At 58.8% G+C, this 20,690-nt stretch carries 19 protein-coding genes; 11 read left to right on the top strand and 8 right to left on the bottom strand.

The features are described 5' to 3' along the window. Nucleotides 1-23: 23 nt before the first annotated feature. Both IB213_RS08360 and IB213_RS08355 read right to left on the bottom strand, forming a co-directional pair. Complete coding sequence (locus tag IB213_RS08360) at nt 24-1,862, bottom strand: long-chain fatty acid--CoA ligase (RefSeq protein ID WP_192405952.1); 1,839 nt, start codon at nt 1,860-1,862, stop codon at nt 24-26. Nucleotides 1,863-2,162: 300 nt separating this feature from the next. After that, nucleotides 2,163-3,470: a YhjD/YihY/BrkB family envelope integrity protein gene (locus tag IB213_RS08355; protein WP_192405951.1), complete on the bottom strand. Its 1,308-nt coding sequence runs from the start codon at nt 3,468-3,470 to the stop codon at nt 2,163-2,165. 21 nt (nt 3,471-3,491) lie between these two features. Between IB213_RS08355 and IB213_RS08350 the strand changes: the two genes are divergently transcribed. Continuing rightward, complete coding sequence (locus tag IB213_RS08350) at nt 3,492-3,890, top strand: DUF2069 domain-containing protein (RefSeq protein WP_191722808.1); 399 nt, start codon at nt 3,492-3,494, stop codon at nt 3,888-3,890. 39 nt (nt 3,891-3,929) lie between these two features. Continuing rightward, nucleotides 3,930-5,351, top strand: a complete 1,422-nt coding sequence (locus IB213_RS08345; protein ID WP_191722809.1) for an FAD-binding oxidoreductase — start codon at nt 3,930-3,932, stop codon at nt 5,349-5,351. Nucleotides 5,352-5,426: 75 nt separating this feature from the next. Here the strand turns inward: IB213_RS08345 and IB213_RS08340 are convergent, their stop codons facing one another. After that, nucleotides 5,427-6,071, bottom strand: a complete 645-nt coding sequence (locus IB213_RS08340; RefSeq protein WP_191722810.1) for a hypothetical protein — start codon at nt 6,069-6,071, stop codon at nt 5,427-5,429. Nucleotides 6,072-6,344: 273 nt separating this feature from the next. On the opposite strand from IB213_RS08340, the gene IB213_RS08335 reads away from it, so the two are divergent. The 3 genes from IB213_RS08335 to IB213_RS08325 all read left to right on the top strand — a co-directional run bounded on the left by IB213_RS08335 (nt 6,345) and on the right by IB213_RS08325 (nt 8,997). Further along, a complete protein-coding gene (locus IB213_RS08335) occupies nt 6,345-7,169 on the top strand; it encodes a thymidylate synthase (RefSeq protein WP_191722811.1) in 825 nt (274 codons plus the stop codon). 130 nt (nt 7,170-7,299) lie between these two features. Beyond that, the gene (locus tag IB213_RS08330; RefSeq protein WP_192405950.1) at nt 7,300-7,791 is read left to right on the top strand and encodes a dihydrofolate reductase; all 492 of its coding nucleotides are present in this window, start codon (nt 7,300-7,302) and stop codon (nt 7,789-7,791) included. A 135-nt stretch (nt 7,792-7,926) separates the two neighbouring features. Next, the gene (locus IB213_RS08325) at nt 7,927-8,997 is read left to right on the top strand and encodes a metallophosphoesterase (protein ID WP_192406093.1); all 1,071 of its coding nucleotides are present in this window, start codon (nt 7,927-7,929) and stop codon (nt 8,995-8,997) included. Nucleotides 8,998-9,210: 213 nt separating this feature from the next. On the opposite strand, the gene IB213_RS08320 is transcribed toward IB213_RS08325, so the two are convergent. Beyond that, complete coding sequence (locus IB213_RS08320) at nt 9,211-10,761, bottom strand: methyl-accepting chemotaxis protein (protein WP_192405949.1); 1,551 nt, start codon at nt 10,759-10,761, stop codon at nt 9,211-9,213. Between the two features lie 234 nt (nt 10,762-10,995). Beyond that, nucleotides 10,996-11,334, bottom strand: coding sequence for a cupin domain-containing protein (locus tag IB213_RS08315; RefSeq protein WP_191722814.1), 339 nt, complete (start codon nt 11,332-11,334; stop codon nt 10,996-10,998). Nucleotides 11,335-11,685: 351 nt separating this feature from the next. Here IB213_RS08315 and xth point away from each other — a divergent pair, with 351 nt between their 5' ends. The 3 genes from xth to IB213_RS08300 all read left to right on the top strand — a co-directional run bounded on the left by xth (nt 11,686) and on the right by IB213_RS08300 (nt 14,393). Continuing rightward, nucleotides 11,686-12,462, top strand: coding sequence for an exodeoxyribonuclease III (gene xth, locus IB213_RS08310; protein ID WP_192405948.1), 777 nt, complete (start codon nt 11,686-11,688; stop codon nt 12,460-12,462). Nucleotides 12,463-12,545: 83 nt separating this feature from the next. After that, a complete protein-coding gene (locus tag IB213_RS08305) occupies nt 12,546-13,808 on the top strand; it encodes an MFS transporter (protein WP_370551192.1) in 1,263 nt (420 codons plus the stop codon). Between the two features lie 102 nt (nt 13,809-13,910). Then, nucleotides 13,911-14,393 carry a hypothetical protein gene (locus IB213_RS08300; protein WP_191722816.1) on the top strand — a complete coding sequence of 161 codons (483 nt, stop codon included), beginning with the start codon at nt 13,911-13,913 and terminating at the stop codon, nt 14,391-14,393. 67 nt (nt 14,394-14,460) lie between these two features. Here IB213_RS08300 and IB213_RS08295 read toward each other — a convergent pair whose 3' ends face one another. Together IB213_RS08295 and rarD are read right to left on the bottom strand one after the other, a co-directional pair. Beyond that, nucleotides 14,461-15,459 (bottom strand): diaminopimelate dehydrogenase, encoded by a 999-nt coding sequence (locus IB213_RS08295; protein ID WP_192405947.1) that lies wholly within the window; start codon nt 15,457-15,459, stop codon nt 14,461-14,463. Between the two features lie 75 nt (nt 15,460-15,534). Continuing rightward, the gene (gene rarD / locus IB213_RS08290) at nt 15,535-16,485 is read right to left on the bottom strand and encodes an EamA family transporter RarD (protein WP_225561023.1); all 951 of its coding nucleotides are present in this window, start codon (nt 16,483-16,485) and stop codon (nt 15,535-15,537) included. 147 nt (nt 16,486-16,632) lie between these two features. Between rarD and IB213_RS08285 the strand changes: the two genes are divergently transcribed. Next, nucleotides 16,633-17,445 carry a pseudouridine synthase gene (locus IB213_RS08285; protein ID WP_192405946.1) on the top strand — a complete coding sequence of 271 codons (813 nt, stop codon included), beginning with the start codon at nt 16,633-16,635 and terminating at the stop codon, nt 17,443-17,445. 149 nt (nt 17,446-17,594) lie between these two features. Here IB213_RS08285 and IB213_RS08280 read toward each other — a convergent pair whose 3' ends face one another. Then, on the bottom strand, nt 17,595-18,590 hold the full coding sequence (locus IB213_RS08280) for a DHH family phosphoesterase (RefSeq protein ID WP_191722820.1): 996 nt from the start codon (nt 18,588-18,590) through the stop codon (nt 17,595-17,597). Between the two features lie 141 nt (nt 18,591-18,731). Here IB213_RS08280 and IB213_RS08275 point away from each other — a divergent pair, with 141 nt between their 5' ends. After that, the gene (locus IB213_RS08275) at nt 18,732-19,232 is read left to right on the top strand and encodes an MgtC/SapB family protein (protein WP_191722821.1); all 501 of its coding nucleotides are present in this window, start codon (nt 18,732-18,734) and stop codon (nt 19,230-19,232) included. 262 nt (nt 19,233-19,494) lie between these two features. Beyond that, entirely contained in the window at nt 19,495-20,685 is a 1,191-nt protein-coding gene (locus tag IB213_RS08270; RefSeq protein WP_191722822.1) for a M20 aminoacylase family protein, read from the top strand. Nucleotides 20,686-20,690 lie beyond the last annotated feature (5 nt).

The following is a 20,690-nucleotide window of genomic DNA, read 5'->3' as shown; positions in this document are numbered from 1 at the left end:
ATCAAGGGTTGCGTTCGCGCACTCTAAACACTGCGACGGCTGCCGTACATACCGTCAACTTGCACGCTGTAGCGCTCCAATATCTGCTTGCGCTTGACCTTCATGGTGGGTGTGAGCAACTGGTTTTCTACGCTCCATGGCTCGGTGGTCAGCAGCAGTGCACGTGGTTGCGCGTAGCTGGGAAAATCCGTACTCAAGGCGTGCAGCCGCTGAAGAATAGTCTGCACCACCACAGGCTGGCGCAGGGTATCTGGGTTGCTGGCGTTCCAGCCATTGGCGGCCGCCAGCAGCTCCCAGTTTTCGGCATTGAGCACCGCAATCGCGCTCACATAGGGGCGGTGATCGCCCAGCACCATGATTTGTTCAATCAAGGGATCGGCCAGCAAAGACAGCTCCAGATCGGCAGGCGAGAGTTTCTCGCCCGTCGAAGTGACAATGATTTCCTTCAAGCGCCCCATCAAGCGAATACGCCCCTTGACCAGTTCTGCCTGGTCTCCGGTGCGCAGCCAGCCATCCTCCGTCAGCGCTGCTGCCGACTCTTGTGGCCGCTTCCAGTACCCTTTCATCACGATGGGACCACGCACCTGCAGCTCACGCTGAGCGCCAATGCGCACCTGCACACAAGGCAAAGGCTCACCGACGGTAGAAGGGTCATTGCTCTGCAGCGTCACGACGGAAATCACAGGGCTGGTTTCCGTCATGCCATAGCCTTGCAGCAGTGGCACATCCAGCGCCAGAAACACCTTGGCAGTGCTGTGCGCAATGGCTGCGCCCCCTGTAATAGCCATGCGAATGCTGCCACCGAACAAGCTGGCAATTTGCTGCGCAATCGCCGCGTGGGCAGCAGGCTTTGGTGCGTTGATCAACGACGCATCGTGCTTGTGCACATCCGTGATGCCTTGGCGTGCACAGAAATTAGCCCAGCCCCACTGCACAGCAGCTTCAAATGCCGTGCGCTCAGCCTCCCCGCCTGCCTGTACTTTCTCCAGCACCTTGGCATGGGCTCGCTCGTAAATGCGCGGCACGCACACCAACATGGTGGGCTTTTCAGTCTGCATGTCCTGCATCAGCAATGCCGCAGAGCGTGCGTACGACGTGCATGCCCCGCAAGCAACCGCCAGGTAATAGCCTACCGTGCGCTCAAAGGTGTGCGACAGCGGCAAGAACGACAGAAACCGGTCTTGTGCATTTGGCTGCAAGCGCTCGACAAAAGCACCGACATCCGCCACAACGTTGGCATGCGTCAACATCACGCCCTTGGGCTTTCCGGTAGTGCCTGAGGTGTAAACAATGGCCGCTACATCCTGCGCTGCCGGCAGTGCAGGGGCTGCGCCCATCGCCAAAGACGCTCCTGCCTGCAGCCATTGCACAAGAGGCACCACACGCGGCTGGCCTGGTACTGGGGCCACTTGGTCTTGCAGATCAGCGACCACCACCGTGTGCAGTGCATCCATTGCATAGCTGGTGGCGCGCAGACGCTCCCATTGGCTCAGGCTGGACAAGACCAGCAGGCTGACTTCAGCATCGTCAAAAATATAGGCAATGCTGGCCGGGTTGTCGGTGGTGTGCACCGGCACAGAGATGGCACCAATTTGCAGCGCCGCCTGGTCCACGCACATGGCATTCACACTGTTGGGCAGCCAAATGCCCACACGATCGCCGTGGCGCACCCCTGAGTGCTGCATGGCACCACGAAAGCCAGTAGCAGCGGCCCCTGCCTCCTGCCAGCTGTACTGCTTCCAGGGCTGGCCCTTGCCTGCAAATTCACGGTATGCAGGTAAAGACGGCGTAGTAGCTACACGTGCTTGCAGCGCGTGGGCCAAGGTCGGCTGCAGCCAGGGTTCAATAACAGATGCGCTCATGGCAGTGACGAAAAAGAAAATGCACCAAAGCGCAGCCTAGGGCCACGTTCTGGCAATGTTTGTAGGTAGATGTGAAATTTGCCCGCAGGCTGGTCCCATGGGGCATGGCTGGCCAGAGGCCTTACAAGCACCAGACTGGCTGGCAACCTATCTGCAAAACCGTGCAGCAGATCCAAACTGAGGCCTGGACATACCCAAAGCCAAATAGCGGCGGGGTATGGCCTCAAGCATCAGATGCTTCAAATACTGAAGCATTCAAAGCCTTTACAGCAAAGGTAAAAGCTATAAAACGCTGATACTTTAGTGTAAAGCGTCAGGGGCAGGCGCCACCTCGCCCGGGCCTTTGTGCACATCGCCGGTCATCACTGGCAAGGCCTCGCGCAGCAAACAGGTCTGCAGCCCTGCACTGCGCCACAAAGCAGCAGTGCTTTCTGTGTGAGTGAGCAGCATATGCTCCAGCAAGGGGGCCAGCGGCGTCTGATCTGGCTCAACCAGCAACACATAGCGTGGCTCACCTTCTTCCAGATACGCCGTTCCAGAATCTGGCATGGCCCCTACCCAGCGGATGGCAGTCAAGGCACTCAGCGCGGGCTCCAGCTGCAAACGGTCCACACGCAAGCGTTTGGCCAAAGCCATCGAGGGCATGCCGCGCTGATCCTGCATGCGCAAGGGCTCCAGCACGGCGACCGTTTCCAGCGCCAGCTCGAACTGCCAGCCAGGCTGACGCAGGTTGCGGCTGGTGCCAGCCAGCAAACTGGGCAAATACGCAGCCACCAGAGCACCCAGCAAAAAGATGACCCAGCAGGTGTAGATCCAGATCAGCAAAATAGGCAAGGTGGCAAAGGTGCCGTAGATGGCCGAATACGTGGGCACCGTAGACAGATACAGACCCAGCACCGTCTTGGCCAAGGCCATGCCTGCCGCCACAAAAAAACCACCTGCCCATGCATGTCGCCATTTGACGGGCGTGTTTGGCACAAAGTGGTAGAGCGCCGCCATCGCAGCCGACAGCAGCAAAAACTCCAGCGAGTTAAACCCTATCTGCACAGTCTCTGGCAACACCGCCACAAAGCCGCGCGAAGCCGACAGAACGTAGGAGGTGGTGGCAATGCTCAAGCCCATGAGCAAAGGGCCAAACGTAATCACAGCCCAGTAAATGAGCAGACGCTGCCCCAGTGGGCGCATGCGCTGCACACGCCAGATCTGGTTGAGCGTTTTGTCCATGGTCAAAATCAGGCTCACCACGGTCAGCAGCAAAAAGGCCAGACCGACAATACCGAGCTGGCTGGCCTTGCTGGCGAACTGCAGCAGGTAGCCCATGACCTGCTCGGCAATTTCGCTGGGAATCAGACTGTCTACCAGCCAGCGTTGCAGCGTTTCCTGCAAGCGGCCAAAGCTGGGGAAAGCCGTAAAAACAGACAGCAAGACCGTGAAAAATGGCACCAGTGCCAGCAAGGTGGTGAAAGTCAAACTGCTCGCTGTCAGACCCAGCTGGTCTTCACTGAAGCGGGTTTTGAGTGTGTGCAAGGTATTGCGCCATGGAAAAGACTTGAGCGTCTTCAACAAATGGCGCGTGCGCAGTCGCGTACGGTGTAAGGTCAGGGCCATGCCCCGTATGATGCCACCCCGATGAATGCCCCAACCCACAACCACCCCGGCAGCGACGTAGCTGCCACCCGCTGGCTCGCTGCAGGCAGCCTGCTGGGCCTGATTGTCTTGAGCCTCGCGTGGGAGCTGTGGCTGGCGCCGCTGCGCCCTGGTGGCTCCTGGCTGGTGCTCAAGGCGCTGCCCTTGTGCATTCCGCTGGCAGGGCTGCTCAAGCACCGCATGTACACCTACCGCTGGGTCAGCCTGGTGGTGTGGCTGTACTTCACCGAAGGCGTTGTACGCGCCTGGAGCGACAGCGCGCCGAGCAGCTACCTGGCGCTGATTGAAATTGCACTGTGCCTGCTGCTGTTTGTAGCCTGCGCCCTGCATGTGCGGTTGCGCCAAAAAGCGGCCAAAGCCGCCCTGACTGCACAAGCGTAAAGAAATCCACCATCACACAGACACGTTGAGGAAGCCAAGATGGACCAGCAATTGATCGCCACATTGCGTGGCATTGTGGGTGATGCCCACGTTCTGACCGACGGTGACTTGAGCGCCTATGAGCAAGACTGGCGCAAGCGCGTGCATGGCAAATCGCTGGCCGTTGTGCGCCCCGCCAGCACGCAAGAGGTGGCAGCGGTGGTCAAGGCCTGCGCCCAGGCCCATACGCCCATCATTGCCCAAGGTGGCAATACTGGCCTGTCTGTCGGCTCCACCCCCGACAGCTCTGGCCAGCAAGTGGTGCTGAGCCTGCTGCGCATGCAGGCACTGCGCCAGCTGGATGCAGACAACCTGACCGTCACGGTTGAAGCCGGCATGATTTTGCAAACCCTCCAGGACACAGCGGACAAAGCTGGCTTTCTGTTTCCCCTGTCGCTGGCGGCTGAAGGCAGTTGCACCATTGGTGGCAATCTGGGCACCAACGCAGGCGGCACGCAGGTGCTGCGCTACGGCAATGCGCGTGAGCTGTGTCTGGGCCTGGAGGTCGTCACCGCGCAAGGTGACATCTGGAATGGACTGACCGGGCTGCGCAAAGACAACACAGGCTACGACCTGCGCGATCTGTTTATTGGCAGTGAGGGTACGCTGGGCATCATCACGGCAGCCACCATGAAGCTGTTCCCGCAACCGGCTGCACAACTGACGGCCTTTGCCGCCGTTCCAAGCATGGAAGCTGCTGTGCGCCTGCTGGGTCTGGCGCACCAGCATCTGGCCGCTGGCCTGACCGGTTTTGAGGTGATGGGAAAGTTTGCGCTGTCGCTGGTCGTCAAGCACATGCCGCAGTTGCGTGTACCGTTTGCCGACATGGCTGAGGCGCCCTACTGCGTGCTGCTGGAAAACTCTGACAGCGAATCTGAATCCCACGCCCGCGCACGCTTTGAACACCTGCTGGAGCTGGCTTTTGAAGACGGCTGCGTGCTCGATGCCGTGGTGGCCGAGAGCATGGCGCAGGCGCACGACCTGTGGCACATCCGCGAAAGCATTCCACTGGCGCAGGCTGAAGAAGGGCTGAACATCAAGCACGACATCTCGGTGCAGGCTTCGCGCATTCCTGCGTTTGTTGAATACGCCGATGCCGTGCTGCTGCGCGAAATTCCGGGCGTGCGCTTAGTTAATTTCGGCCACCTGGGCGATGGCAATCTGCACTACAACGTGCAGGTGCCCGAAGGCCAGGATGGCAAGCAGTTTCTCAACGAAAAAGAAAATCTGGTCAACACCTTGGTGTACGACGCGGTGGCGAAATTTGATGGATCTTTCTCTGCCGAACACGGCGTAGGCGCGCTCAAAGCAGACAAGCTGGAGCACTACAAATCACCTGTTGCACTGGGCATGATGCGCGCCATCAAACAGGCGCTGGACCCACAGGCCATCATGAACCCGGGCTGTGTGCTGAAGGTCTGAATCAACATGGTTTGACAGCAAAAATGCCACGCTTGAGCGTGGCATTTTTTTATGCAGACCTGCTATCTGCAGGCTCTAGCCTTTGGACGAACTCTTTTGATTGTCTTGCATGGTCTGTACATCCTTGGGCCAGGGCACGGTGATGTGGTTGGGGTCTTGGTACTCGCTTACCTTGCCCTCATGCAGCATCCACACGCGTACCGCGTTCTTGCCAGCATCCACCACCACGGCGGCGGCTTCGGTGCCGCCCTCGTGCGGGCGGTTGCCCGTGATAAACCAGCGACCTGCATCTTCCGTTAAGGGGCTGACCGTGCGCAAGTTGGACAGCAAAGTACTGTATTCCTTGCCCAGCATCAGCTTGAGGCGGTCCGCCAATACGCCTTGCTCCAGAAAACTCATATTGCTGTCACTGGGGTAGGTGCCCACGTACTGCTTGAGCTCTGCCAGCGGTGAGGCACCTGCATCAGGTGCAGCATGGCTGGGCAGCGTTTGTGCTTTTTCTGCGCTGGCCGCCACCATGGCTGCATCGTCTCCCAGACCTTGCACTGCTCCATCCGTGGATGCGGGCACAGAGGTGGATGAGGCGGATGCAGAGCCAGGCGCTGCAGCGCCCGGCACACTCGCCGCTTTAGGGGTGGGGGGGGCAGGCTCGCAGGCTGCCAAAGCACCAGCAGCCACCAGCACAGCCACGGTATGCCACGGACTGAGCAATCGTTTCATAGATTTCCTCCAAACATGGGTACGTAAAAAGCAGGTAGAGAAACAGCGTACACCGCGCCAACCACATGGGGGCTTGCTGCTGTTTTTTCTCGACATCAATGCTTATAGTCTCAGCAAAAACCCTTGTGCTGTCTGTCCGTCAATGCCGCATATCCTTTGGGCCCATCTGATCGGGGGCACATGTCACAATGCCCCCATCGGCCGCCCGATGCCAATGCAAGCAACGCTTGTCTCGCTCAGGGCGGTTTTGTTTTTGTTTTGCAGATTCCGCCCATGACCACCACCACAGACCGCCCTGTCCGCTCGCAATACGAAGACTTTATGCGCCATGTGTATGAACATGGTGTGACCAAAGGTGACCGCACCGGCACCGGCACACGCAGTGTGTTTGGCCACCAGATGCGCTTTGACCTGAACGAAGGCTTCCCGCTGGTCACCACCAAAAAGGTGCACCTCAAATCCATCATTAATGAACTGCTGTGGTTCCTGCGCGGAGACAGCAACGTCAAGTGGCTGCAAGAGCGCGGCTGCACCATCTGGGACGAGTGGGCCGACAAGGAAACCGGCGACCTGGGCCCCGTGTACGGCGTGCAGTGGCGCAGCTGGCCCAAAGCCGATGGCACGCACATTGACCAGATCGCCGAGGTGGTCAAGCAGCTCAAAACCAACCCGGACAGCCGCCGCATCATTGTCAGCGCCTGGAATGTGGCCGATCTGGACCAGATGGCGCTCATGCCTTGCCATGCGTTTTTCCAGTTCTATGTGGCCGACGGCAAGCTCAGCTGCCAGTTGTACCAGCGCAGCGCCGATATTTTCCTGGGCGTGCCGTTCAACATTGCCAGCTACGCGCTGCTGACCCACATGCTGGCCCAGCAATGTGACCTGCAAGTGGGCGACTTCATCTGGACCGGTGGCGACTGCCATATCTACAACAACCACTTTGAACAGGTGCAAACGCAACTGTCGCGCCAGCCTTTTGCCTACCCAACGCTGCAGATCAAGCGCAAACCTGACTCGATCTTCGACTACGAATTTGAAGACTTTGAAGTGCTGGGCTACGAGCACCACCCTGCCATCAAGGCCCCTGTGGCGGTGTAAGCCTTACAGGCAGCACAAAATAAGAGCTGCTAGCGCATGTCTATCAAGCACTTCAGATATAAAAGTATCTAAAGTCTATGAATAACAAGCGCAGGCAGCTCTCTTTTTTATATATTCATTCGCAACGTCCATGGCCATCCACCTGATTTACGCCCGCGCCGCCAATGGTGTCATTGGTTTGAACAACACCATGCCCTGGCACCTGCCCGAGGATCTGGCGCACTTCAAGCAACTGACCAGCGGTAACCCCGTGGTCATGGGCCGCAAGACCTGGGATTCACTGCCCGAGCGCTTTCGCCCCCTGCCCGGGCGCACCAACATCGTCGTCACCCGCAGCAGCGACTGGCAGGCCGATGGCGTGCTACGCGCAGGCAGTCTGGAAGAAGCCCTGCACGTGGCCGCGCAACATGGCGACACTGTCTGGGTCATGGGTGGTGCACAAATTTACGCCCAAGCCCTACCTCTGGCTGACGCTGTGGAAGTCACCATCATTGACCAAGACTTTGATGGTGACGCCTACGCTCCACCACTGGGCCCAGAGTGGAAGGAAGTCTCGCGGCAAGACCTCGTCAGCGCCAAGGGCCTGCCCTTTAGCTTTGTGCGCTACGAGCGCAAGCGCTAACGGCGAACACTGCCGGCGTAAATAAAGCTGCGCTATCAGGGTGGTGACTGGTTGACGATATTGCTGCATTGCAACAATATGGAACGCCCGTGCGAATTTTTGAACGAGCGTTCTTTTGTGAAAGCCCCCGCCGCCATGAGCCTGATACAGCCCCTGCCCCCCGGCCCGCTAGACATCGTGGGAGACATCCACGGTGAGTTGCATGCCCTGCAGGCCTTGCTGCGCCACCTTGGCTATGACGAAACCGGGCGCCATCCGCAAGCACGCACCCTGGTCTTTGTGGGTGACTTTGTAGACCGTGGCCCCGACAGCCCGGGTGTGGTGGATTTGGTACAGCGCCTGGTGGAGGGCGGCTACGCCTGCGCCATTGCAGGCAACCACGAAATCAACCTGCTGCGCCACGACCCCAAAGACGGTGCAGGCTGGTTTTTTGAAGAGCGCATTGCCAGCGACACCGCCAAATACAGCCAATTTGCCCGTGCCACCAACATGCTGCAGCGGGCACGCATTGAAACCTTCCTCAACAGTCTGCCCCTGGGGCTGGAGCGCCACGACCTGCGCGTAATCCATGCTGCCTGGCATGCACCTGACATTGCCAAGGCCCGCCAGATGCCCCTGGGCACAGCCCGCGCGCAATACGACCACTGGGAAGCCAAGGCTGCACAAGTAGCCCGCGAGCAGCGTATTGCCGAGCACATGGCCGAAGAAAACGCCATCTGGCCGCACAGTCTGGAAGATGGCGAACGCTGCCCGCCCTTTCTGCAAGCCCATTGCGACAACGAGCTCAACAAAGCCCTGATCAACCCGCTCAAAGTGCTGACCTGTGGACTGGAGCGCCAAACGCCTGAGCCGTTTTTTGCCGGCAACAAATGGCGCTTCGTAGAGCGCGTGGCGTGGTGGAACAGCTATACCGAAGACACGCCCGTGGTCGTGGGGCATTACTGGCGCTCAACGCTGCCGGCCCAGACCACGCACGAAGGCCTCTTTCGCAATGTGGGCCCCTTTGCCTGGCATGGCGGGCGCGGCAATGTCTTTTGCGTGGACTACTCGGTCGGTGCCCGTGCACAGGCACGCACCTTCAACCGCCCCCATGCCCACATGAAACTGGCAGCGCTGCGCTGGCCTGAGCGCACACTGGTGTTTGATGACGGCAGCACCCACGCCACCAGCGCGTTCATGCAGTCTGCACAGGCCCAGCCGGCATAAAAAAAGCCACCTCACGGCAATGAGGTGGCTATCAATTTACAAGCGTTCTCGGGTATCCCCACCCGATGTGCCAACTATAGCAAACAATCACAAGTTTCAATAATTACTGAAATTAGAAAAACAAACATTTACAAGCGATAAAAAACCCGCCAAAGCAGCGGGTTGTGAATGGTGAAGACTGCCCAACAGCTAGCAAGCTGGTGGCAATTGCACTCAAGCGTGTTTCAGCCGGAATACGCTGACCATTTGCGAAAGATCACCTGTTTGCTGCTGCATGGATTGCGCAGCCGCTGTGGACTCTTCCACCAATGCCGCGTTTTGCTGGGTCACCATATCCATCTCGGCCACTGCGCGGTTGATCTGCTCAATGCCCGAAGTTTGCTCATGGCTGGCGGCCGTAATTTCGCCCATGATGTCGGTCACACGTTTGACGCTGTGCACGATCTCATCCATGGTCTGGCCTGCCTGACTGACCTGCAGGCTGCCTTCTTCTACCTTGTTCACCGATGTATTGATCAAGGCCTTGATCTCTTTGGCTGCATCGGCGCTGCGCTGGGCCAGCGTACGCACTTCACCGGCAACCACCGCAAAACCACGCCCTTGCTCGCCCGCACGGGCCGCTTCAACTGCTGCGTTCAATGCCAGGATATTGGTCTGAAAGGCAATGCCGTCAATGACGCCGATGATGTCGGCAATTTTCTTGGACGAATCCGTGATGGCGCTCATGGTCTGAACCACCTGCGAGACCACCTGCCCGCCACGAACGGCCACATCCGAAGCAGACAGTGCCAGCTGATTGGCCTGGCTGGCGTTGTCGGCGTTTTGCTTGACGGTGGATGTCAGCTCCTCCATCGATGCTGCCGTCTGCTGCAGCGAGCTGGCCTGCTCTTCCGTGCGCGAAGATAAATCGTGGTTGCCCGAAGCAATCTGGCTCGATGCCGTGGCAATACTGTCCGTGCCTTGCCGAACCTGCCCCACCAAGCGGCCCAGGCTGGCATTCATGTCGTGCAGTGCCTGCATCAGCTGGCCGGTTTCATCCGTGCCATGCACTGCAATATCAGCGCTCAAATCACCATCTGCAACACGGCGTGCCACAGTGACTGCGCTTCTCAGCGGCACCGTAATGCCCACCGTCAGGCGCCAGGCACACAGCACACCGATCGCCAGTGCCAGCGCGGCCAAAATTACAAAGAAGGTCTGGCTGGTTCGCTCAATCTGCGCCACTTGCGCAGCCTTGGCATCCAGACTGGTGCGCTGCAGGTTCAGCAGATCTGCCACCAGCTTCATATAGCCCTGAGCAGCAGGCACATACGCACTCATCAGCAGTGCTTCGGCTTCGCTGGCCATGCCCTCAGCCTTGAGCTGGCCGACCTTGTCGCGGCTGGTGAGGTACACCTTGCGGATGTCCTGAATCTTGTTCATGATGTCGCGCTCGGCAGGGTGCGAAATCAAAGGTTCAATTTTGGCCAGCAACTCACCGGTGCTCTTGGAGGTTGCCGCTGCATCACTGGCAAAAAATGGCACCAAGCTGGCGTCACTGCTTTTGGCAATCGCTGTCGTGCGCGCTACAGCCACGCTGATGTTGTTGTTCCAGTCGCTGATGAGCCTCTCCTTGGCCAGAGGCACCTGCATCATTTCTTGCGTCGCTTGCCCCACTGCACGCAGCTGCCACATGCCAATGGCCGTAATCACCACTGCAAACCCAAGCACCACGGCAAAGCCAAGGCCCAACCGTGTGCCAATATTCAAATTTGACAATTTCATTGTCTCAATCCATGTAAAAAAAGCTCGCGCACCCAGAGTGTGCGCAATGCCATCACATGGAGCGGACCGGGAGAGCGGGAATATAGAACCCAAGGTTGCAGCTGCCGCGAAACAGGTAACCAAAAGTAGGGCGAATTATCTGCGGATCCCGTCTTTTTTTTCTGCCGCACCCGATTACGCAGGTTTAAGCCCTGACGGCTGGCTGGCTATTTTTTAGCCACCGCGCGCTGCCCGTTAGTCGGCGGTACGCGCGAGCACCACAGTCAGCAAGACACAGGCATCCTCCAGCGCCATCAGGCTGTGTGGCTCCCCTCCACACAGATACAGAAGCTGCCCGGCACTTAATATTTGCGTTGCTGCCGGCATTTCAAACGCGACGCTGCCTTGCAGGCATTGCACCGTAATTTCGCCGGCCACTGCGTGTGTCGGCATGGAACGCCCTGCAGGCAGCACCAAGCGCATCACTTCTAATTGCGCCGTCTTGAATAAGGCAATGGACTGGGTATCTAGCGCATCTCTGCCCAAAACTTGCAGATTGACGACCTCTCCCGACAGCAGGTGGTGGATGGCCATAGTGCGTCCTTGCTCCAATGCGAATGTAGTCACATGCTGATCACGCCATGAAAATTCATGGGTCAGGTGCTGTTTTAACGGCAACCTGCCAAAGACACAAGCTGCGAAACCCAAGCCCCGTGCCCAATACGCAGCGTGCACAAAAGCTGGGCACTGGGAGGTGCTCAGACCGTATGCCGGCATCAAACCATGGTGCTGCCGTGCTGCCCCTATGAACGCTGGATCGATTCATTCATAAAGCCTTGCTTGTGCCCCATCTAATTGGCAGCGGCACAATTGCTGCTTGCCACGCATGGCCCCAAGCCCTGTATTGACCGATCTGCCATTGATTCAAAAGAGTTAAAACAAAGAATGCAAATTGCCACCTGGAACATCAACTCCCTGAACGTGCGCCTGCCCCAGTTGCTGGAGTGGTTGCAGACCCACCCCGTTGACGCCATTGGGCTGCAGGAGCTCAAGCTCACCGACGACAAATTTCCGTTCATGCAATTGCAGGACGCGGGCTACCAGGCCGTCTGCCATGGTCAGAAAACGTACAACGGCGTAGCCATCCTCAGCCGTCACCCCATGCGCGACGTTGTTCGCAACATTCCCGGTCTGGACGATGAGCAGGCCCGGGTGATTGCCGCAACGCTGGATACCCCACAGGGACAGGTGCGCCTGATCAACTGTTATTTTGTCAACGGTCAGGCCCCCGACTCTGACAAGTTCACCTACAAGCTGCGCTGGCTGACCGCGCTGGAGGCATTTGTCAAAGCCGAAATGGCGCAGCACCCCAAGCTGGTGCTGGTCGGTGATTTCAATGTCGCCCCGGAAGACAGAGACTCTTTTGACCCCGAAGGTCTGCGCGGCACCATCCACCACACGCCCGAAGAACGGGAGCACTTTCAGCGCCTGCTGCAGCTTGGCTTGACCGATGCTTTCCGCATGTTTGAGCAGCCCGAGAAAAGCTTCTCGTGGTGGGACTACCGCATGCTGGGCTTCCAGAAAAACCGGGGTCTGCGCATTGACCATATTCTGGTCAGCGATGCACTCAAGGCCACAACCACAGGCTGCGTGGTGGACCGTGCCCCCCGCAAAAACAAGCAACCCAGCGACCACGCACCCGTGGTTGTCACCTTGGGCTAAGTTTTCTTGTCAAGCCGCTGTCACAGCGGCTTTTTTTCGCGCGCCTGCATCACATCGCGCTGCTCATTCATCGGTTCTTTGCTGTGCCCAGTTTTCATCCTCTTAGCAATACGGCCTTGCGCCAGCCCGGTTTTCTCCCCTTTCTGACAGCCCGCATGCTCGGTGTTTTTGCCCAGCAGATGCAGGCGGTGGTCGTGGCTTGGCAGGTCTACGAAATCACGCGTGCCCCCATCTCTTTGGCCTATGTAGGTCTGGCGCAGTTTCTGCCCATGCTGCTGCTGCTGATTCCTGCCGGTGATCTGGCTGACCGCGTCAGCCGCAAACGCATATTGGCCATCAGCTGGAGCGTCGCCGCCCTGTGTGCAGCACTGCTGCTGTGGCTCAGTACGCTGGGTGAACATGGCGTCAGCGGTATTTACGCTGTGCTGGTGCTTTTTGGCTGCAGCCGTGCATTTACCGGCCCTGCCATGCAAAGCCTGCTGCCGCAGATCGTGCCACGTGAACACCTGGCCCAGGCTCTGGCCACCAACAGCATGCTGATGCGCACGGCAGCCATTGCAGCCCCTGTGCTGGGCGGCGTACTGTTTGGCCTGGGCGGGGGAGAGCTGACCTACGCCGTATGCGCGGTTGCACTGAGCCTGGCCGCCTTGCTGCTGTGGCGTGTACCCGTGCGGTATGCCGCGCCGCGCCAGGCACTGGAAGGCACGATGTGGCAACGGGCAGCCGATGGTTTTCGCTTTATCAGCAGCCGCCCCATTGTGCTGGGGACCATCTCGCTGGATCTGTTTGCCGTGCTGCTGGGTGGCGTGGTGGCCTTGCTGCCGGTGTACGCCAAAGAGGTACTGCACACCGGGCCAGAAGGTCTGGGGCTGCTGCGCTCTGCCATGGCAGGCGGCGAAGTCGCCATGGGCCTGTGGCTGAGCGCACGGCCCATTCAGCGCCACGTTGGCAAGGTCATGTTCGCGGCGGTCACGGTGTTTGGGCTGGCCAATCTGGTGTTTGCGCTGTCACACTGGTTCTGGCTGTCGATATCCATGCTGGCGCTGGCCGGTGCTGCAGACATGGTGAGCGTGTACATCCGTTCCGCTCTGGTTCAATTTTCCACGCCGGACAGCATGCGCGGGCGCGTGAATGCGGTGAACATGCTCTTCATCAGCTCGAGCAATGAGCTGGGAGAATTTCGCGCTGGAGCCATGGCTGCAGCCATGGGGGCCGTGCCTGCTGCCATTGCTGGCAGCCTGTGCACGCTGGGTGTGGTTGCCACCTGGATGCGGGTGTTCAAACCCCTGCGCGATGTGGACAGACTGGAAGATGCGAGTGCGCCTTCACTTTCCAAAAAAGTATAAAAAATATTCATGAAAACTGACGTTTGCCTTCATAGTCGAGCGCTTGGCATTTTTTGAAATGCTTTTTTCTGCCTGCATAGTGCCCGCTTACCTGTACCTGCCGTGATTCGTATTGCTTTCCTGATACCCCTGTGCGCAAGTTTGCTGGCCTGCAGCGATTTCCAAGAACGCCTGGAGGGCTACCCCAAAAATGACACGGTCATCAATCTGGACACGGCCACCTCCAACGAAATTGCAGATGCCTTAAGCCAGCTCTCGCGCATTGCCGTGGTGGGAGATGACTGGGAATTTTTTGATGCCAACGACATGTGCACCGTGCATGTCATTGACAAAAGTGCCGGGCAGAGCATTGCTCTGAATTTAAACGGCGCAAAGTTTGCACTGCACCGTGACGTGGACAAACTCAAGTACTACGCAATCATGAAACATGGCGAACAACCGGTGCTCGATGCCCATCAAGCACCGCTGCGCCTGTTTGAGACCGACACCTACCACGATGTTTTTTTTGCCGAAGGCTATCTGCAGGCACTGGCAAAAAAATGCCAGAAAAGCATCATGCAAGGCACGGCATCTACCCGCCATTGACGCCATAAAAAAAAGCCCGCAGCTCCATTGCTGCGGGCTTTTTCATTGAAGGCCAGCCAGCAGCGCGTTACAGCGCATCCTTGCGCAGCTGCTCAGGGCTTTTGGCCGACAGCCAGCCCGGAGCCACATCAAACACGGTCTTGGCGCCTGTCATTCCCCACTGGTGCATGCGGTGCACGGCACGGGCATAGGCAACCAGAACGCTGGAGGTGAACTCTGGGTTGCTCTCGAGCTGCAGGCGGTACTCAATCACCTGCTTGTTCTGCGCAGACGTGTTGCCACTGCGAATCACAAAACCGCCGTGGGGCATGGCGCTGTGGTTGTCCTTGAGTTCTTGCTGCGTGATGAAGTTGACCGTGGTGTCGTACTCATCAAAGTAATGGGGCATTTGCACAATGGTCTTGTGCACAGCTTGCGCATCGGCACCTTCGGCCAGCACCACGTAGCAATGGCGCTCGTGCTTTTGGCGCGTAGTCAACGCGGGGCGCACGCCGCTGCGCACGGCATCCACCGCCGCTTCAACAGGGATGGTGTATTGCACGCCACCAGCCACGCCAGGGATGCTGCGAATGGCATCAGAATGGCCTTGGCTCAAGCCCTTGCCCCAGAAGGTGTAAGTGGCGCCATCGGGCAACAGGGCTTCACCCATTACGCGATTGATAGAGAACATGCCGGGGTCCCAGCCGGCAGAAATCAAGGCGGTGGTCTTGCCCGCTTGAGCTGCAGCATCAACGGCCGCAAAGTGCTCTGGAATACGGGCATGGGTGTCAAAGCTGTCCACCATGCAGAACTTGGCTGCCAGCTCGGGGGACTGCACAGGCAAATCGTCCTTAGAGCCACCGCACAGCACCAGTACATCCACGCGGTCTGCATGCTGGTGCAGATCGGCTACGGAGAACACGGGTGTGCCCGCAAACAAAGGCTGGAGCTGGCCCGGATCGCGGCGGGTGTAGATACCAGCCACAACCATGTCCGGATTTTTGGCCACAGCGTTTTCCACGCCACGACCCAAATTGCCATAACCCACCACACCAATGCGGATGGGGTTAGCTGCAGTTTTTTCCATTGACAGATTTCCTTTCAGATCACCAATTCAGACCACCAACCTTGGTGGCAGGCCACAGACCTGCCACCGCTTTATTCATTGCGCACTGGCCACCGTTTTGGCAGAGCGGCGCATTTGCACCCCGCCTTCCAGCGCCAGCAGGCCCACACCAGCGCCAATCAGGGCATACATGAGCTCTTGCCCCGGCTGTATGCGTTCGCCCATCAGCAAGGCAGCTACCACCAGCAGCATGGGCTCCACATAAGAGAGCAACCCAAACAGCCCCAGTGGCAGCAAGCGGCTGGCGGCCATGTACAAAGCCAGCGCCACGGCACTCACCATGCCCAGCAGCGGCACCAGCCCGTGCAGCGCATCGGTGCCCAGCACAGCCTGCCAGCCAGTTAAACCGGCGGGCGCATCCACCAGTGCAAACCACAGACACACAGGCAGCAGCAAAGCCACATCCAGCCAATGGCCTGCCAACGTATTGGTTTTGAGCACACGGCGCAGCACAAAATAAGCGGGGTAACCAATCACCACCACCCAGGTAGACCACGCCAGCCCGCCCGCACGCCACAGCTCCCAGACCATGCCGCAGGCGGCCAGTGCCGTGGCAGCGGTTTGCCACACGCTCAGCCGCTCTTTAAACACCACACGCCCAGCAACCACCATGGCCAGCGGCAGCAAAAAATAGCCCAGTGACACCGGCAAAGCATGCCCATGCAAAGGCGCCCACATAAACAGCCACAGCTGCACTCCAGCCAGGGCCGACGACAGCAGCAGCAGCAAGGCAAACGACCAGCGCTGCGCCACACGCTGGCATAAAGCCCACACCGCAGCACCCTGGCCGCTGTACAGCAGCCAGGCCGTTGTAAAGGGAATGGTCATCAGCATCCGCCAGCCGAAGATTTGCTCCCCCGTGAGCGGCTGCAACAGCGGCGCCAGGTAGTAAATGCCACCAAAAATGCACGAAGCCACCACTGAAGCCACTACGCCCTGAAACATCCCCAACCCAACTTTCTTGCTGATGTTGATGCGCCCCGACAAGGTTGCACCAAAATGATGCAGCGCATGCACCAAGACCGTGATTCTCGGTGAATTTCAGCGCGGTGCGCGTGCATATTTGGACAGCACCCACCACGGCAGCAACCACCCCACTACACTTGCCCGCTTTGTGCCAGCCCCCTTTTTTTCATGACCGACACCCCCGAGCGCCCCTGCTACACCCATCCGCTGGAAATTCTCTGGCAGGACGAAGACATGGTGGTTGTCTACAAACCTGCGGGCTGGCTGGTACACCGCACGCCACTGGCGCGCCATGAGACGCGCTTTGTGCTGCAAAGCCTGCGCGATCAGATTGGCCAGCACGTCTGGCCCGTGCACCGTCTGGATCAGGGCACCTGCGGCGTTTTAGTGTTTGCGCTGAGCAAAGAAGCCTGCCAGAAACTGGCGGCCTGCTTTGCCGATCACACGGCCCAAAAGCACTACCTGGCTTTGGCACGCGGCTGGCTGCCCGATGAAGTGGATGTGGACTACGCCCTCAAACCCGACGACGCCCCCGAAGATGCCCCGGCCCAGTCAGCCCAAACCACGCTGCGCTGCCTGGCGCACCTGGAATGGCCCGAGGCATATGACCCGCGCCATGCCAGCACACGCATTTCGCTGATCGAGGCCTTGCCCAAAACGGGCCGCCGCCACCAGATACGCCGCCACCTCAAACACGAATCTCACCCCATCATTGGCGATGCAACACACGGCAAAGGCCCTCTGAACCGCTGGTGGGCCCAGCGCATTGGCCTGCACCGCCTGTGGCTGCACGCGCACGCGCTGTGCATACCGCACCCGCGCACGGGCGAAGTCATGCACTTTGGTGCCGACTGGCGCCAGCTGGCCCATGTGCCCGAAGTGCAGCAATGGCAACAACTGCTGCGCGTGAAGGGCTGGCAGGCCACAGCACGCGGTTTGCCCGAAACCTGCGGCATGCAGCTGCCCTTAGCAAACCCATAAAAAGAGAGCTGCTAACGCCCAATACAAAAGGACTTCAGATATAAAACTATCTGAAGTCCTTTATTGGTAAGCGCTAACAGCTCTCTTTTTCAAGACCTCACGCCTGCGCTGCAGGTGTCACGTCCATTGGCTGCGATGGCGCGCAGCCCTTACTTTCTGGGCTTGATCAGCTTGCCTTCTTCGTCAAACACCAGCAGCGGTGCAGGCACAAAGTCATACGTTGCCGCTGGATCGGCCTTGAGCTCACCTGTCAGCAAATCCAGCAAGCGCGCGTTGTCCATCTTGAAGCCGCACGCCTGCGCGTGACCGCCGCCGCCAAAACTTTCGGCCAGTGGAATGCAGTTGAACTCAGAGCGCGAACGCAAGCCCACCTTGGTGCCCTTGGGGTTGGCATGCCACATGAACGCAAAGCTGCCGCTTTGCTTGGACAGCAAGTCCCCCACCTGGCTGTGGAACATGCCGGGGCAGTTGACCATCAGGCCCTGAAAACCGTTGAACGTCATCACCTGCGCGCTCTCGGCAATGTCGGCGCACAGCTTCTGGTATTTTTCATCCATCGCACCACCACGCGCCATGAAGGCGGCTTCTTGCTCTGGCGTGAAAGCGGCAATCTCGGCCCAGCGTTCAAAGCTGCGCTCCTCCATGTCCAGCGCAGCCAGGAAGGGGGCACTTTCGGCAAACTCCCACTTCCAGATGTCACGGTCTTCGATGTACTTGATCAGGCCTGGCACGGGCTTTTCGGGGTGAAAAAACTCCCAGCCCAGCCGTGCACCCGACTTGTTCATGTCAAAGTGCACCACACCGCAGCGGCACTGGTAGCCCGTCAGTTTTTCTGCCGCACTCTTGTGGTGATCCAACACCACCAGCTTGCTGACCTTGGCTTCGATCTGCGCCATCAGTTCGGGTTCAAACGCAAAGTCCACCACGTAGACCGCCCGGCCATCCAGATCACCGAGGTCTTCGGGGGTTTGAATTTCACCATGGTCCAGCCCGCGAAATTCAGCCTTGTCCCCATAAAACAGCCAGGCAGCCAGCGCTGCGCCATAGCCGTCAGGGCAGCGACGGCCGTGGTAGAGGATCAAGGGGCGTACATCTTGCAGCGAAGGATGCACCAGCAGTTGCAGTGGGAGGATGGTGTTTTTCATGTTGCACGCATTGTCGCCGCGAGCCGCAGCCCGTGCACAGCGTCGGCTCTAGATGACACGCTTTTGCGGCGGATAAAAGCTACGCCACACCCGCCGGGCAGGCACGATCAGGCCTTGACATGTACTGGCAGGAGCAAACATATGAATGACTGGTGGCAACAGGTAGCGGCAACCGCCGTGGCAGAGTTCTCCGACATCCCCGACCCCGCGCAAGCAACGCGCATCGTCATGCGCCTGAGTCTTGCAGCCTTGCTCGGTGGCTTGCTGGGCTGGGAGCGCGAGGCCACCGGCAAAGCCGCCGGCGTGCGCACGCACATGCTGGTGTGCATGGGCTCGGCCATGTTTGTAATGATTGCCCTGCAAACCGGTGCACAGGCCAATGAGGCCAGCCGCGTCATGCAGGGCGTGATTGCCGGTGTGGGCTTTTTAGGGGCAGGCACCATCCTCAAAGACAGCACGCACGATGGCAGTACCACCCAGGTACGCGGGCTCACCACCGCTGCAGGCATCTGGCTGACGGCAGCCATTGGTGTGGCGGCGGGCATGGGTGAAGAAGCCACAGCCTTGCTCAGCGCCTTGCTGGCCTATGGAATTTTGCGGCTGGCACCACTGATTACCGAACGCAACAAGGGCGACCGTTAATGCCAGCACCCTACTGCAGCGCAGTCGATAGATGCAAGTTTGGAATGTTTCGATCTCCCCGGCGCATGCCTTTTACTGCTTTAAAAACAGCAACAAAACATTAACTATCAACCACTTAAGCGACTGCAACTTTTCAAAGCTCGCAAAAAATAACCCCCTCTTCACATTCCGTGCCAGCAGACAGCCTTTAGGCCACGGCCCATAATGGATTCACTACTGTTTCAGTGGCAGGCTCGTTGTACGGTGCCTGCTGCCAAGTCTGATGAATAACGTCAACGACATCACCCCCTATTTGGGACAACTGCTCAAGTTCCGGCATGACATGCACGCCAATCCTGAGCTGCGCTATGAAGAGCACCGCACCGCCGACAAAGTGGCTGCCTACCTGCAAGCGCTGGGCCTGAGCGTGCACCGCGGGCTGGGTAAAACTGGCGTAGTTGCCAGCATTTATGGCCAGGGCCGCTCCAAAGACAATCCTGGCCGCGCCATCGGTATCCGTGCCGACATGGATGCGCTGCCCGTCGCCGAAAGCACCGGTGCAGCCTACGCCAGCTGCGTGCCCGGCAAGATGCACGCCTGCGGCCACGATGGCCACACCACCATGCTGCTCGGGGCCGCCACGCTGATGGCCCAGAACCCTGCGTTTGACGGCACGGTGCACCTGATTTTTCAACCTGCAGAAGAAGGCGGTGCAGGCGCCAAGGCCATGATGGATGACGGCCTGTTCAAACTGTTCCCATGCGATGCCGTGTTTGCATTGCACAACTGGCCATCCATGCCCCAAGGCCAGATGGCCGTGCGCGTGGGCCCCATCATGGCATCCACCATGCGTTTTGAAATTCGCGTCAGAGGCAAGGGCGGCCATGCCGCCATGCCGCACAAAACGCTGGATCCAATCCCCGTGGCCTGCGCCATCGTCAATCAGCTGCAAACCCTGGTTTCACGCGGGGTCGATCCACTGGACTGCGCCGTGCTGACCATTGGCAAGATTGAAGCGGGCACGGTGGAAAACATCATCCCCGATGAAGCCGCCATTTACGGCACAGTGCGCACGCTGAAAAAGTCGACCCAGGAATACATGACCGAGGGTTTGAAGCGCATCTCCAGCCATGTCGCAGCCGCCCACCTGTGTGAGGCCACCTACATCCACAAACCCGGCTACCCCAACACCACCAACACCGCTGACGAAGCCCGCTTCATGGGTGAAGTGATGGCCGAGATGGTGGGCAAGGACAATGCCTTCCCCGACATTGACCCCGCCATGACTGCCGAAGACTTTGGCTTCATGCTGGAAGAAGTACCGGGCGCATATGGATGGATTGGCAATGGTCGCAATGGTCAGCCAGGCGTTGGCTTGCACAACCCCGGCTACGACTTTAACGACGACAATATCGAACTGGGTTCGCGCTTCTGGGACAGACTGGCACGCCGCTGGTTTGAACAACCGCGCTGAGCCAG

The organism is Comamonas sp. CMM02, assembly GCF_014851485.1.
Classification (GTDB): Bacteria; Pseudomonadota; Gammaproteobacteria; order Burkholderiales; family Burkholderiaceae_C; genus Comamonas; species Comamonas avium.
The sequence above is the reverse complement of the archived record's forward strand: the minus strand, read 5'-3'. Positions and strand labels throughout refer to the sequence as shown.

Excerpts from the sequence above, each read along its gene's own strand:
- IB213_RS08360 (WP_192405952.1), bottom strand. The coding sequence starts at position 1,862 with ATGAGCGCATCTGTTATTGAACCCTGGCTGCAGCCGACCTTGGCCCAC.
- IB213_RS08355 (WP_192405951.1), bottom strand. The coding sequence starts at position 3,470 with ATGGCCCTGACCTTACACCGTACGCGACTGCGCACGCGCCATTTGTTG.
- IB213_RS08350 (WP_191722808.1), top strand. The coding sequence starts at position 3,492 with ATGAATGCCCCAACCCACAACCACCCCGGCAGCGACGTAGCTGCCACC.
- IB213_RS08345 (WP_191722809.1), top strand. The coding sequence starts at position 3,930 with ATGGACCAGCAATTGATCGCCACATTGCGTGGCATTGTGGGTGATGCC.
- IB213_RS08340 (WP_191722810.1), bottom strand. The coding sequence starts at position 6,071 with ATGAAACGATTGCTCAGTCCGTGGCATACCGTGGCTGTGCTGGTGGCT.
- IB213_RS08335 (WP_191722811.1), top strand. The coding sequence starts at position 6,345 with ATGACCACCACCACAGACCGCCCTGTCCGCTCGCAATACGAAGACTTT.
- IB213_RS08330 (WP_192405950.1), top strand. The coding sequence starts at position 7,300 with ATGGCCATCCACCTGATTTACGCCCGCGCCGCCAATGGTGTCATTGGT.
- IB213_RS08325 (WP_192406093.1), top strand. The coding sequence starts at position 7,927 with ATGAGCCTGATACAGCCCCTGCCCCCCGGCCCGCTAGACATCGTGGGA.
- IB213_RS08320 (WP_192405949.1), bottom strand. The coding sequence starts at position 10,761 with ATGAAATTGTCAAATTTGAATATTGGCACACGGTTGGGCCTTGGCTTT.
- IB213_RS08315 (WP_191722814.1), bottom strand. The coding sequence starts at position 11,334 with ATGGCCATCCACCACCTGCTGTCGGGAGAGGTCGTCAATCTGCAAGTT.
- xth (WP_192405948.1), top strand. The coding sequence starts at position 11,686 with ATGCAAATTGCCACCTGGAACATCAACTCCCTGAACGTGCGCCTGCCC.
- IB213_RS08295 (WP_192405947.1), bottom strand. The coding sequence starts at position 15,459 with ATGGAAAAAACTGCAGCTAACCCCATCCGCATTGGTGTGGTGGGTTAT.
- IB213_RS08285 (WP_192405946.1), top strand. The coding sequence starts at position 16,633 with ATGACCGACACCCCCGAGCGCCCCTGCTACACCCATCCGCTGGAAATT.
- IB213_RS08280 (WP_191722820.1), bottom strand. The coding sequence starts at position 18,590 with ATGAAAAACACCATCCTCCCACTGCAACTGCTGGTGCATCCTTCGCTG.
- IB213_RS08275 (WP_191722821.1), top strand. The coding sequence starts at position 18,732 with ATGAATGACTGGTGGCAACAGGTAGCGGCAACCGCCGTGGCAGAGTTC.
- IB213_RS08270 (WP_191722822.1), top strand. The coding sequence starts at position 19,495 with ATGAATAACGTCAACGACATCACCCCCTATTTGGGACAACTGCTCAAG.